The following is a 12,025-nucleotide window of genomic DNA, read 5'->3' as shown; positions in this document are numbered from 1 at the left end:
TTAAATCAAATTATTATCACTACAAACATAGTTATAAATTTCAACATTTAAGAAAAAAATATTTCCATAAATAAAAACAACGAATTATTTAATTTTATTTAGTCTAAATATTTAAAATAGTGATTTGAATCATAGATTAAAAAAAACTTAAACGCTACAACCTAAGTATTTATTTAATAATTTTGTAACATAAAATTTATAAGATGGGAATTAATTTAAAGCCTATAGATATTGTAGATGATATTACTCAAGAAGAATTCATAGAAAAATATCTAAAGCCCAGGAAGCCCGTTGTCATTAAAAATATGGCAAAAAAGTGGCCTGCTTACCAGAAATGGACAATGGAGTATATGAAAGAAGTAGTTGGAGATGTAGAAGTTCCGTTATACGACAGTTCCAAGGCTGACCCCGCTGCTCCCATCAATGCTTCTGCAGCTAAAATGATGTTCAAGGATTATATCGATCTTATCCAGAGAGAACCTACTGATCTTAGAATATTCTTTTTTGATCCTATAAAACATGCTAAAAAATTATTAGATGATTATATCTCTCCAAAAGATTTAATGGGTGGTTTTTTAGATAAATACCCTTCCATGTTTTTTGGGGGAAAAGGTTCTGTAACTTTTCTTCACTACGATATCGATATGGCGCATATTTTCCATACCCACTTCAACGGAAGAAAGCACGTTCTCCTTTTTGACTACAAATGGAGAGAAAGATTATACCAGATTCCTTATGCAACGTATGCTCTGGAAGATTATGATATTGAAAATCCGGATTTTACAAAATTCCCTGCCTTAGATGGCGTAGAAGGTATTGAATGTTATCTTGAGCATGGCGATACGCTGTTTATGCCAACAGGTTGGTGGCACTGGATGAAGTATCTGGACGGAAGTTTCTCTATTTCTTTAAGAGCTTGGGATAAATCTTGGGCAGTAAAAGCGCATTCTTTGTGGAATCTTACTTTCCAACGTAAGTTTGATGATATTATGAAGAAGAATTTCAAGAAGAAATACATGGACTGGAAAGAGAAAAAAGCAGTCGAAAGAGCAGAACTCGCTTTGAAAAAGGGGTTACCTAGAAGATAAAATGAAAAGACGTTTCTAATTGAAACGTCTTTTTTGTTTTATAAAATCCTGTAAATCGGATATTGTTTAAATGTTTTTTCTTCGAAGTAAGGCGAATTTTTATACACCCAATCCAATTGAGCTGTTCCATCATCTGAGAATTTTTTATCAGATGCTTTTTTGGATTCAAATCTCTCTTTTAACTCTTTATTATTTTTCAGTAACTCAGCCGCCGTATCTTCAAAAATATACGCTGAATAATATTCTTTTTGAGCTAAAATTCCGTCGAAAAAATTCCAGTTGAAGAAAGAGTCCAAAGCTTCCGGTTCAAGCGTTTCTATGATATATTTTACGCCATCCTGATTCGTTGGAACAAGGTAATCTCCTGCAGCAAATGTCAGTTTTTTATTTGATTTATCAATCGTTGTTTCAAAATGTGAATAATGACCTTCGTAAGGGCTTTTTACCGTTTTAAAATCATTAATTTTATAAGACTCCACTGTAATCAGACTATCTTTCTGAATAGGTTTCATCTGAATCTGGTTTCTTTTAAATTCTTCAATCACGCGATATTGCGACTGTGGAATTACATAATATTTCGGAATCGTGATATAACCTGTCGGAATCGCTGTTGTGAACAGTTTTATATTTTTCGTGAAAGGTTTATTTCTGTCGTAGTACAATCTTGGCTTTCCGGAAATTTCGCTTGGCTTATATTTTCCTTCATATCCTTTAAAATCCATTGTAGAATATTTCGTAGAATCTATTTTCCAACGAATGCCGTACTGTTTTCCGGCCTGATATTGCTTTAAATTTTCAATTCTAAGCTGTTTGATCTTTTTATAATCCTTATCCAAATTTTGAAGATTGACCAGCATATATTGGTACGTGGCGTCCACCCTTTTGTCATAAGGCTTCAACATGTGTGTTTCAGGAACGGTTCCTAAAGAATTGAACAACGTCGTATAACCCGTAGAATATCTCGGCGAATCCTCAAACGAAGCAAAACCAACCTCCGGAACATCACCATGAATATTCACATAAGGTGTGCTTTCGTATCCTAATTTCTTTAGATCTTCAAGATTTTTTGCCTGATAATTGTTGTAAAAATATTCACCCAAAACATTTCCTAATCGTTCTTTAAACGTCGAAATATAAGTGAAGGTGTATTGATAATCTGCCCCGTTACTCACATGATTATCAATGAAAACATCCGGTTTCAGCCATTGATAAATCTCCTGAAAACTTTTCGCATTTTTTGTATCCGCTTTAATAAAATCTCGATTCAAATCATAATTCCGGGCATTTCCTCTGAAACCATATTGTTCAGGACCGTTTTGATTTGCTCTTGAAAAAGAACCACGATTCAGCATTCCGCTAATATTATAAGCCGAAATCGCTGCAATAATAAAATTCTGAGGTATTTTTATTTTCTTCGTTGCTAAATCTCTCATCAGCATCATTGTAGCATCAATTCCGTCCGGTTCGCCAGGATGAATTCCGTTATTGACAAACAAAATCGCCTTGTCTTTTCTTAACTGATTCAGATCTTTTTCAGGAAAAGGATTGTAAACGACCACATAAATAGGTTTTCCGTTATCGTCTTCTCCTTTTTTTAAATATTGAATGGTATTGAAATTTTCAGCTAAATTTTGATAATACGCGTTCATCTCGCCATAAGTAACGGTCTGATTTCCATTTCCTTTTTCAAAAGGCGTCTGAAATTGCGTTTGACCAAAAAACAAGGATGAAGCGAAAGAAAATAAAAGATATTTCAGTTTCATTGAAGTGATATTTCGAGCTTTAAAATTACGAAACTGATTGATTATTTTTAACGCAAAGCCCGCAAAGATTTTATTTACAATTGTTCTGCATATTTTTCGTTCGCAAGGGCGTTTCACTCAACAAAGAAATTCAACAAAATGTACATTCAGCTTGTCATTCAGAGCGGAACGAAGAGGAGCGTGGAATCTATTTTTTTAGAGTAACCGCCGAGATTCCTACGGAATGACAAATTGGACGTATATTTTTATTCGCGCAGATTTTGCAGATGATGCAGATTTTTTATGTCGAAAAAATATCTTCCTTTTTTCAGAGAAGATATTTCAGCTGTTTTTTTGTCTTAAACTATCATTATTTCTGCCTTTTTCATCAGGATATAAATTCGGAAGCGGATCGCTTTGCCAGAATTCTTTGGTATTGACATCCATAATCGTCAATGCTCCCGTGAAAGCGGCTCCGGTATCTAAATTCCAGACATTGGCTTTGTTTATCGGCTCTTTACTTCCCAAATACAAAGTCGGGGTGTGACCGATGAAAATTTCTTTATATAAAAGCAATCTTTTTGGATAAAGTTCTGAGTTTTTGTCTAATTTTTTATCCATCGCAACCGCAGTTTCCCAAAGCGTTCTGTCCCAACGGTAATTGCTGGAATACACCTCTTTTTCAGGTCCATGCATAGAAGAATAACCGGCATGAATAAACAAGCGGTTTTCTTCGTCTACATAATAGTTTTTCATCCTTTCAAAAAACGTTAAATGGATTTCAAGATCTTCCGGAGAATATTCCGAATAGCTGTCGACTGTGCTTTGTCCGCCATTGAAAAGCCAGACATCAGGAGCATTTCCGAAAGAAAGCCAATCTTCCGTCCATGCATCATGATTTCCTTTAATGAAAATACATTCCTGCTTTTTGGAAAGTTCGATTAAAAACTTCATGGTTTGGGCAGATTCACTCCAGCCATCGACATAATCGCCGAGGAAAATTAAGGTATCATTTTCGGTTACATTGGCTCTTTCCAAAACCTGTTTCAATGCTCCGAACCCTCCGTGAATGTCACCTATTGCTAATGTTCTTTTCATTTACTTTAAAATATATTTAGCATCCACAAAATCCGTTAACCAAACATTATTTTCTGAAAGATAAAACAGAATTCCGTCTTCAGACATTTCTGTAGTTTTAATGCTCAGGATAACAGGTTTTCCGTGACGCATTCCTACTTTGGTAGCGGTTTCTTTATCCTGACTCAAATGAACATGTTGTCGGTTTCTTTTTTCAATTCCTTTTTCTAAAATGGAGTCGATATTACTTTCGGCCGTTCCGTGATACAAAAACTCAGGCGGTTGTTGTGGTTTCAATGCCAAATCAATATCAATCGAATGCCCTTGATTGGCTCTGATTCTGGTTTTATCTTCATTAAAAACAAAACGTTTTTTATCATTGGTTTCCACAATTTCATCGAGTTCCTCAAAGGTCAAGCCCTGATGAACATCTCTTTTTGATTTTGTAAGTAATTCATCAACGCTTGTCCAGCCGTTTTCATCCAAAGTCAGATTGATAACTTCGGGTTTATGTCTAAGAACCAGGCTTAGAAATTTGCTTATTTTTTTCTTTTGTTGTTCGTTCATGGTTTGTGTTTTTTATTTCATTATTTTTTTATCTAATTTTTCACACAGCTTTTCAATATCCACTTTCCTTACCAACACCTCAACCCATTCTTCAGGAATATTATCAAAACCATAATAAATTCCGGCAATTCCGCCTGTGATGGCTCCTGTTGTATCGGTATCTTCTCCTAAATTGACCGCTTTCAATACTGCTTCAGCATAACTTTCAGAGTTTAGAAAGCACCATAATGAGGCTTCTAAACTGTGAAGAACATAACCTCCTGAACTAATTTCATCTTCATGATATTTTGAAATATCATTCTTTAAAATTCTATCAAAAAGCTGAATCGCTTTGGGGTTAAAACCCTGAATTTCTGCAAATTCTAAGGCTATTTTTTGAGTACGCTGATAGGCTTCTTTTTTATCTTTCCCTTTAATTAATTCAATGGCAAAAATCACATAGATAAAGCATGCGAAAACCGAACGAAAATGTCCGTGAGTAATCGATGAAACTTCCTTTACCGTTTGATATAATTTTTCAATATTTTCTTCATCTTTAAGATAAAAAGCCAGGGGAAGAGTTCGCATTAAAGAACCGTTCCCATTATCTTCTTCAAAAATATTTCCTGAAAACCTGGCACTTTCCCCTTTAATTAATCTTGCAATGGAATGCCGGGTTGTTCCGCCAATATCAAAAAGTCTTCCGTGAGCCGTCCAATGTCCATATTTTACCCATTTTACAAAGCTTTCTCCAATCTTTTCCAAGTCATATCCTTTGGTTAATTGTTCTGCAATACAAAGAGTTAACGAACTGTCATCGCTCCAGGTTCCTTTTGGCTGGTTCCAGGATCCGAATTCCTGCATGGTTGCGACAGGAAAACTTTTCAAAGTTTCTCTGCTTTTGAATTCCACCGGAACACCCAGAGCATCACCAATGCAAACCCCGAAAATTCCTGCTTTTACAACATTTTCCATTAGGCAAGATTTACCAATTTATCAAACAGCAATTTCATTCCGTTAGTTGCCGTTTCTTTCATTACAACCGCTCTTTGCCCGTATCCAAATCCCGTTTCATTAGGATTGATAACGATTAACAGACAATCATCTTTAATATCGTGCAATAATCCCGCTGCCGGATACACCTGCAAAGACGTTCCGATTACCAGAAAAATATCGGCCTCTTTTGTTTTTTTAATCGCTTCTTTCATCAACGGAACATCTTCTCCGAACCAAACTATAAAAGGTCGCAACTGAGCGCCGTCTTCCGCCTTATCCCCGATGTTGATGTCCCCTTTTTCTTCATAGATCAGGTTTTTATTATTGCATGAACACGACTTGAATAATTCTCCGTGAATGTGGATGATATTCGTAGAACCTGCTCTTTCGTGCAAATCATCAATGTTTTGCGTGATGATCTGAACCTCGAAATGTTTTTCTAATTCTGCCAATAGTCTGTGCGCATCATTGGGTTCCACTTCATGAAGCTGACGACGTCTCTGGTTGTAAAACTCCAATACCAACGCTCTGTCTTTTCGCCATCCTTCCGGACTTGCAACATCTGTGATGCTATGATTTTCCCAAAGACCATCTCCGTCTCTGAAGGTTTTTATTCCGCTTTCGGCACTAATTCCTGCGCCGGTTAATATGGTTAGTTTTTTCATTTGTTTTATTTTTTAATCTCTCGCAGATTTAGCAAATTGCACAGATTTTTAATCTGGAAAATTACACTATTCTCTGACGGAATACTTTAAGAGCGTTTAGCATTTTAAAATGTTTTAGCTTATATCATGTTAAATGGTAAAATATGCTATCTTTTTAACACAAAGATTTTATTTCTTTCTGCTTATTTTTAGAAGGCAAATGAATTGACTTCGCGAGGCTTGAAAACAAGCTATATCAAATCAATTGGTTGATTCTTCTTTGCTCACTTGAATATTTTTAACATTTAAATTAAAACTTTGCGTTAAAATAAACTCTTTATAATTTAAACAGTCTTAAATTATTCCAATAATTTTTTATAAATTTCTACATTTTCATCATCAAAACAGACGAAAATAATTTTTTCGATGATATCTGAATTAAATTTCTTTACCTCATCCACAGCAATCTTTCCAGCCAATTCTTTTGGAAACCTGTAAATTCCTGTACTGATATTGGGAAAAGCAATCGTTTTAATATCCAGACTTTCCGCTAATTTTAAGGAATTTTGATAACAATTTGCCAATAATTGTGAACATTTTTCGTCGTCTCCATTCCAAACCGGACCGACTGTATGAATGACATATTTTGCAGGAAGATTTCCGGCAGTTGTTACCACGGCTTCTCCTGTTTTACATTTGCCTTGTCGGTTTCTGATTTCAATGCATTCATCAAGAATTTGTTTTCCTCCTGCCCGATGAATCGCTCCATCAACACCGCCTCTACCGAGCAAGGAAGAATTGGCTGCGTTGACGATGGCATCTGCTTTTATTTTGGTGATGTCTACTTTTATTAATTCAATTTTCATAAAATTTGCTGTTTTTCAAATTTTCAACATTTTTTATCCAGTTCGGAATTGTATTTTCATCACAACATAAAATGCTAATTCCTCCCGACATTGCACATGTTGTATCTCTGTCGCCTAAAGCAGAAATAGTATTCCAAAGACATTCTTCAAAATTTTTTCTGTATCTGGAAAGCATCCAGATGACGATCGGGACAGTATCCTGAGCAGTCATTTTTGTGCCGTTTCCAAGAGTTTTCACCAATAATTCGATACTTGGATTTCCATCTAAATATAGTGCCTTATTCAATTTGCTCTTCATATCAGAATCATCCAATTCATTTTGAACTTTTTGAATAAAATCCTGTTGATTCAATTGTATTAATCCCAATTTTTCCTGAACTGCAAAAGCCGCCGCCAAAGCAATGGCTTTTGTTCCTTCGATTGCTTCTTTGTTTGCGTGAGTAACTTCGCAGGAAAGTTCTGCATTTCTTTTAAGCTGAACTAAATCATCATAAAAATAAGCTCCAATTAAAGCTGCTCTCATTGCTCCTCCATTCCCCATTGAACCTTGTCCTTCAAATTTTGAATAAGAAACATTTTTCCAATTTTCCCCGCTTTTTATCTCTCTGAAATATTGATGCATCGAAGGTCCATAACCTCGGTTGATATCCAAATAATAATTTTTTGTAAACTCTTCTGCCAAAAAATCCTGACTAATTTCTCCGAATTTCTCCAAAGACTTAAAAACAGCAATCGCCATAATTGTATCATCCGTAAAATCCATAGAACTTTCAGGAATAATTCTTTGATGAATATGGGTTTTAATCAAGCTTTCTTCACCAAAGAAACTTTCTCCAAAAGCATCACCAATGGAAATTCCTGTCAAGGATTTTGAAGCGAGTAAGAGTTTATCTTTCATTACTTTAACCTTAATTTTTTATTTAAATCTTCATCATCAAACAACAACGATTTTTCTTCAGGAAGAATTAATTGATCCAAATCGTCATTCAATACAAATTGATGTTGTTCTTTTACAAATTCCGAAATATCTTCAATTAAAATTAGATCTTCTTTAGTAAAAGTTTTAACGAAATCATTTCTTAAACCAATCTGGATCGCTCTTCTTTCCAATTTATTTCCAAAAGGATCATGATCCGGATCCCATTGCAATCTTACAGAAGATTCTTTCACTTGATCTTGCCATTTTTCTCTTGAAATTCCCAATCGTTCATTATAGGAAGAATACACTGCGTTTTCTAGATATTTTTTGAACGCTTCCATTTTCAAATGAATTGCCAAAACTGATTCCTGATCTTCTTTTCTTCCCCAACCGTTTCGGTACATCATCCAAAGGAAATTAGGTTTAATCCATGTCATTCTTTCCAGGCTGAATGCTCCGCCAAAATATTGATTTTCAACAGCAAATCCACCAATTTCTTTTCGGTATGATTGATACACAATTATTTTTTCATCATCATATTGAGCCATGATGTGATGTCCTTTTTCAGGCCAATCTTGTAGTTGTTCTCTATATTTTTTTAATTTGAGTTCCATTATATTTCCTCGAACGGTTGTATCATTTCCTCCTTCTTCGTGAGAATTGCAAAAACCACTCTTTTAAATTTATTTTTATACTTCCCGTGAAGATGCTTTTTGAATAATTCGGCAATTTCTTTCGGATCATTTCTAAAAACTCCGCATCCCCAAGCTCCCAAAATCAAGGTTTCATTTCCCTGACTTAAAGCCAAAGACAGCATTTTATCTGTTCTAATATCCATTGCTCCGAAAATTTCACCTTCTCTTTCCGGTTCCTGACGTTTTACAACTCCTGCATTAACCGCCGGAGAAGTGATGAAATTGCACAAAACAGGTTTCGGCAACAATTCACCTTTATCCTTTCTGAAAACCGGAACTTTCGGGCTGTAAATCATCATATCGGTATAAAAACAAGACTCCATTGCGCGATGGGTATCGTAATATTCCCAACCCTGAAGCAAACTGTCGTGAAGTCCCGAAGTTCTCGCCAGACTTTCTTCCTGCGCTTCGGCTCCGTTGATAAAGCCACCGCCCGGATTTTTTGCTGATGCAAAATTCAGACACATCAGTTTTTCCTGATCTTCTTCTTCGGCTAATTGTAAAATTGCTTTTAAAGAACTGCATTTCCAGACTTCAAATTGTGTTTCGAAATTGGTGTCAGGAAGCTCATTTTTTGTCATTTCAGACAATTTTTCGGATGAAAATAAAACGGTTTCTTTCGTACAGATTTCCATTTCATTTTCTATGCTGATTTTTTCGTTGTGTTCGTTTATATAATATTTCTTGGCTAAGATTTCCAATGTATCTTTTGCCATTCCTTTATTGGTCATTGTTAGTTTTTAATGTTTAATAATAAATTTTCTATCGCTTCATTTGCCGCTTTTTTGAAATCTTTTCCCATGAAAACTTTTGTCACTTCAATATTTCCAACGATTGCCTGATTAAATATTTCCAATTCTTCTGAAGGAACCCACAATTCATTATGATTTCTCGCGCCAACATTTTGTGAAGGATATTGATTGACAACTTCCTCCAACACTTCAAACTTCGTCACCAAACCTAAATAATTTCCAGCTTCATCTCTTGTGTTCCATTTTTCTGCAATTTCGGAAGCATAATCTTCATTCAAAACGGGATAGAAAATCGGTTGCCATTTCAGCCTTGGAGGAAACTTTTTGTAATTGCTTTCTATAATTAAAAGCATTTCTTTTTCTCCGACGGGTCTGTATAGTATTTTTGTTTTCATTTCGAATGGTTAATAATTAATTAAATATCCGCCCCAATCCTATGAGCGAGTTTCTCTGATAAAGGATAATTTTTTTCGACAGGCAATAATTTTTTTGCTTTGCTAAAATCCCCTGATTTTGTAAGATTCAGTATTTTCTTAACCAAAGGAGAATAATCTTCTATTTTCACAATCCAGTCTTCATTAAACTCCTCAATCAGATAACGACTTATTCCAACCTGAATAGACCGATAATTAAGCTTTGCTCCTTTGATATTTCTTTCAGGATCCCATTGCACATATACCTCAGCATTTTCAAACTCTTTTTCCCATAAACTTGGATCGGAATAAACTCTTTTCTCCGGTGAAGTAAGAATCGCTTTCTGTAGCGCATTTTCCCATGCATCTCGTTTAATATGCAACGCAAGAGTACATTCCTGGTTAGATTTCTGGCCATAATTGCTACGTTCCATCATCCAAAGAAAAGAAGGTTTTATCCAAGTCATTCTTGCAAATGAAAATGGAGAACAAAATTTTTGATTTTCTACCGCCGATTTTGCAATGGCTTTGTTATAGGCCTGATATACAACCAAAGTTTCGTTTTTATAATCTGCTCTTATTTCAAATTCCTTCATTGTTATTTCATTTTATCAAAAATCATAAACATATACCTCTACATTATTTTTCAGCAAGGTTCTATCAATAATTAGTTCAATTTCTTCCCATTTTCCACCTGCCAAACCGCATCCGATTCTTGGCATGTGAATACTTGCATTTAACTGTAAAGCTTCAGCAGAAAGTTTCTCCAAACACACTTCAACAGCTTCATATCTGATCGGCGGAACTCCTTTTGAATTGGTAATAATTTTATGCTGCCCAATCATGTTGCAAACCCAAAGTTTGTCTTCAACCTGAACCATTTGAATTTCGCCAAGGTTAAAATTATTCCCATTTTGAAACCATTTTCTGTATTCATTTTCAGGCTTCTTCCATCGATTTGAAATTGCCAAAACAAAACCTTTTCCCCAACCTCCGATATAGTTGCAGATATGGGTAATGATTTTATTCCCTTCAATTTGAGGGTTTGTTGCATCGCCTTTTAAATATGTTATGGTTTTCATGGTTGTTATTAATATTTTAAGTTTTGGCTAAAGCCTGTGGACTTATTTTTATGATGTAAATGGGCTAAAGCCCATTACTATTGATATGATAGTTGTGTTTTAATTATTTTTAAATTTAATCAATCTCTTTATATCAATTAATTTTTCTAAAATCTTTTGAATAAGGCGAATAAGATCCAAATACAGCATCAAATTTCACCTTTAGATTTTCTGTTTTAAATTCCTCATAAATTTGATCAAGACAAGTTACCACAAGATTTTTCTTTTGAGCAACAACATACGCTTCATCCACTTTCAATGCATAATTCAACAAATCATAATCTAAATCTCCGAAACGTAAATCTTTTTGATATTCATTAAAAATACAGGTTTCTTCGTCATTATTCTTTAATGTTAACGATTTTTCATTGCTCATCCATCCACTTCCGTGACGGGTTGCGTAGTTTCTTGTCACGTAAAACATTTCTATATCTTCAATTTTTAATTGCTTACAAACTTCATACGCATTTTTTGAAGTTGTGTTCGCAAAGGTTACATTCGGAAAAACTCCGTGATCCATATCGAGCAAAATTCCCTGACTGCCTTCAAAAATAAGATGATCAAAGTTTTTTAAATACTCATAACCTTCTATTTTCCAATCAATTTCATCGATGGCTTCTAAAAAATCCTGCAATGCATTTGTAATTTCTTCATCTTCTTCAAAACCATAATAATTGGCGATTCCTTTTAATTTCTCAATCAACATCGCTCGTGGAGCAATTAAATCAACAGCAAATAATTTAAACGGACTTTCATTTCGTTTCATCGTAGCGCCGACTCCTTTTCCGCAGGTTCCGTGTTCGAGATTTTTGATATTTTTCCTGTTGTATAAAACATCAAAAGGCGTGGTCACTTTTGCCAAAGGATGAATCGTAAGTTCAATATTTCCGTTTTTCTGAATCAATTCTTCTCTTTCGTTGAATAAAAAGGTCGGATGAATCGTGCAATGTTCTGTAAAATAGGAAGGCAGACCGCGCAACGCTCCACTTCCAAAGCTGGAATGAATGTGCTTTTTATCATCGATCATCACCGTATGCGCTGCCTGCTGACCTCCTGAAAACCGAATAATGACAGACTCAGGATGTTGCTGAGCCAGAAAATCGGTGGTAATCCCTTTACCTTCATCCCCAAATCCTAAGCCTATAACTATTTGTGCTGTTTTCATT

The 12,025-nt window shown here is 35.0% G+C and carries 14 protein-coding genes; 1 reads left to right on the top strand and 13 read right to left on the bottom strand.

The window, feature by feature from the left end; genetic code table 11:
• Nucleotides 1-203: 203 nt before the first annotated feature.
• Nucleotides 204-1,088, top strand: a complete 885-nt coding sequence (locus VUJ46_RS15195) for a cupin-like domain-containing protein (protein ID WP_326981579.1) — start codon at nucleotides 204-206, stop codon at nucleotides 1,086-1,088.
• Between the two features lie 38 nt (nucleotides 1,089-1,126).
• Here the strand turns inward: VUJ46_RS15195 and VUJ46_RS15190 are convergent, their stop codons facing one another.
• The 13 genes from VUJ46_RS15190 to VUJ46_RS15130 all read right to left on the bottom strand — a co-directional run bounded on the left by VUJ46_RS15190 (nucleotide 1,127) and on the right by VUJ46_RS15130 (nucleotide 12,024).
• Nucleotides 1,127-2,851, bottom strand: coding sequence for a hypothetical protein (locus VUJ46_RS15190; RefSeq protein ID WP_326981578.1), 1,725 nt, complete (start codon nucleotides 2,849-2,851; stop codon nucleotides 1,127-1,129).
• Between the two features lie 321 nt (nucleotides 2,852-3,172).
• Nucleotides 3,173-3,928, bottom strand: coding sequence for a metallophosphoesterase family protein (locus tag VUJ46_RS15185; protein ID WP_326981577.1), 756 nt, complete (start codon nucleotides 3,926-3,928; stop codon nucleotides 3,173-3,175).
• Nucleotides 3,929-4,474 (bottom strand): RNA 2'-phosphotransferase, encoded by a 546-nt coding sequence (locus VUJ46_RS15180; protein WP_326981576.1) that lies wholly within the window; start codon nucleotides 4,472-4,474, stop codon nucleotides 3,929-3,931.
• Nucleotides 4,475-4,486: 12 nt separating this feature from the next.
• Entirely contained in the window at nucleotides 4,487-5,428 is a 942-nt protein-coding gene (locus VUJ46_RS15175) for an ADP-ribosylglycohydrolase family protein (RefSeq protein WP_326981575.1), read from the bottom strand.
• Nucleotides 5,428-6,114: an SIR2 family NAD-dependent protein deacylase gene (locus VUJ46_RS15170; RefSeq protein ID WP_326981574.1), complete on the bottom strand. Its 687-nt coding sequence runs from the start codon at nucleotides 6,112-6,114 to the stop codon at nucleotides 5,428-5,430. Before VUJ46_RS15170 ends, VUJ46_RS15175 begins: the two co-directional genes overlap by 1 nt.
• Nucleotides 6,115-6,452: 338 nt before the next feature.
• Nucleotides 6,453-6,959: an O-acetyl-ADP-ribose deacetylase gene (locus tag VUJ46_RS15165; protein ID WP_326981573.1), complete on the bottom strand. Its 507-nt coding sequence runs from the start codon at nucleotides 6,957-6,959 to the stop codon at nucleotides 6,453-6,455.
• The gene (locus VUJ46_RS15160) at nucleotides 6,949-7,857 is read right to left on the bottom strand and encodes an ADP-ribosylglycohydrolase family protein (protein ID WP_326981572.1); all 909 of its coding nucleotides are present in this window, start codon (nucleotides 7,855-7,857) and stop codon (nucleotides 6,949-6,951) included. The genes VUJ46_RS15165 and VUJ46_RS15160 overlap by 11 nt, the downstream gene beginning before the upstream one ends.
• Nucleotides 7,857-8,492 carry a DUF4291 domain-containing protein gene (locus tag VUJ46_RS15155; RefSeq protein WP_326981571.1) on the bottom strand — a complete coding sequence of 212 codons (636 nt, stop codon included), beginning with the start codon at nucleotides 8,490-8,492 and terminating at the stop codon, nucleotides 7,857-7,859. The genes VUJ46_RS15160 and VUJ46_RS15155 overlap by 1 nt, the downstream gene beginning before the upstream one ends.
• Nucleotides 8,492-9,304 carry a TIGR02452 family protein gene (locus tag VUJ46_RS15150; protein ID WP_326981570.1) on the bottom strand — a complete coding sequence of 271 codons (813 nt, stop codon included), beginning with the start codon at nucleotides 9,302-9,304 and terminating at the stop codon, nucleotides 8,492-8,494. The genes VUJ46_RS15155 and VUJ46_RS15150 overlap by 1 nt, the downstream gene beginning before the upstream one ends.
• A 2-nt stretch (nucleotides 9,305-9,306) precedes the next feature.
• Nucleotides 9,307-9,720, bottom strand: a complete 414-nt coding sequence (locus VUJ46_RS15145) for an ADP-ribosylation/crystallin J1 (RefSeq protein WP_326981569.1) — start codon at nucleotides 9,718-9,720, stop codon at nucleotides 9,307-9,309.
• Between the two features lie 20 nt (nucleotides 9,721-9,740).
• Nucleotides 9,741-10,334, bottom strand: a complete 594-nt coding sequence (locus VUJ46_RS15140) for a DUF4291 domain-containing protein (RefSeq protein ID WP_326981568.1) — start codon at nucleotides 10,332-10,334, stop codon at nucleotides 9,741-9,743.
• Nucleotides 10,335-10,349: 15 nt separating this feature from the next.
• A complete protein-coding gene (locus VUJ46_RS15135; RefSeq protein WP_326981567.1) occupies nucleotides 10,350-10,820 on the bottom strand; it encodes a macro domain-containing protein in 471 nt (156 codons plus the stop codon).
• 133 nt (nucleotides 10,821-10,953) lie between these two features.
• Nucleotides 10,954-12,024, bottom strand: a complete 1,071-nt coding sequence (locus VUJ46_RS15130; RefSeq protein WP_326981566.1) for an adenylosuccinate synthetase — start codon at nucleotides 12,022-12,024, stop codon at nucleotides 10,954-10,956.
• Nucleotide 12,025 lies beyond the last annotated feature (1 nt).

Origin of the sequence: Chryseobacterium sp. MYb264 (assembly GCF_035974275.1) — a bacterium.
Taxonomy (GTDB): domain Bacteria; phylum Bacteroidota; class Bacteroidia; order Flavobacteriales; family Weeksellaceae; genus Chryseobacterium.
Note: the sequence above shows the minus strand (reverse complement) of the source record. Positions and strands in the feature narration are given on the sequence as shown.

Bases quoted from the DNA above. Each gene is read 5' to 3' on its own strand.
- VUJ46_RS15195 (WP_326981579.1), top strand. From the start codon at position 204: ATGGGAATTAATTTAAAGCCTATAGATATTGTAGATGATATTACTCAA.
- VUJ46_RS15190 (WP_326981578.1), bottom strand. From the start codon at position 2,851: ATGAAACTGAAATATCTTTTATTTTCTTTCGCTTCATCCTTGTTTTTT.
- VUJ46_RS15185 (WP_326981577.1), bottom strand. From the start codon at position 3,928: ATGAAAAGAACATTAGCAATAGGTGACATTCACGGAGGGTTCGGAGCA.
- VUJ46_RS15180 (WP_326981576.1), bottom strand. From the start codon at position 4,474: ATGAACGAACAACAAAAGAAAAAAATAAGCAAATTTCTAAGCCTGGTT.
- VUJ46_RS15175 (WP_326981575.1), bottom strand. From the start codon at position 5,428: ATGGAAAATGTTGTAAAAGCAGGAATTTTCGGGGTTTGCATTGGTGAT.
- VUJ46_RS15170 (WP_326981574.1), bottom strand. From the start codon at position 6,114: ATGAAAAAACTAACCATATTAACCGGCGCAGGAATTAGTGCCGAAAGC.
- VUJ46_RS15165 (WP_326981573.1), bottom strand. From the start codon at position 6,959: ATGAAAATTGAATTAATAAAAGTAGACATCACCAAAATAAAAGCAGAT.
- VUJ46_RS15160 (WP_326981572.1), bottom strand. From the start codon at position 7,857: ATGAAAGATAAACTCTTACTCGCTTCAAAATCCTTGACAGGAATTTCC.
- VUJ46_RS15155 (WP_326981571.1), bottom strand. From the start codon at position 8,492: ATGGAACTCAAATTAAAAAAATATAGAGAACAACTACAAGATTGGCCT.
- VUJ46_RS15150 (WP_326981570.1), bottom strand. From the start codon at position 9,304: ATGACCAATAAAGGAATGGCAAAAGATACATTGGAAATCTTAGCCAAG.
- VUJ46_RS15145 (WP_326981569.1), bottom strand. From the start codon at position 9,720: ATGAAAACAAAAATACTATACAGACCCGTCGGAGAAAAAGAAATGCTT.
- VUJ46_RS15140 (WP_326981568.1), bottom strand. From the start codon at position 10,334: ATGAAGGAATTTGAAATAAGAGCAGATTATAAAAACGAAACTTTGGTT.
- VUJ46_RS15135 (WP_326981567.1), bottom strand. From the start codon at position 10,820: ATGAAAACCATAACATATTTAAAAGGCGATGCAACAAACCCTCAAATT.
- VUJ46_RS15130 (WP_326981566.1), bottom strand. From the start codon at position 12,024: ATGAAAACAGCACAAATAGTTATAGGCTTAGGATTTGGGGATGAAGGT.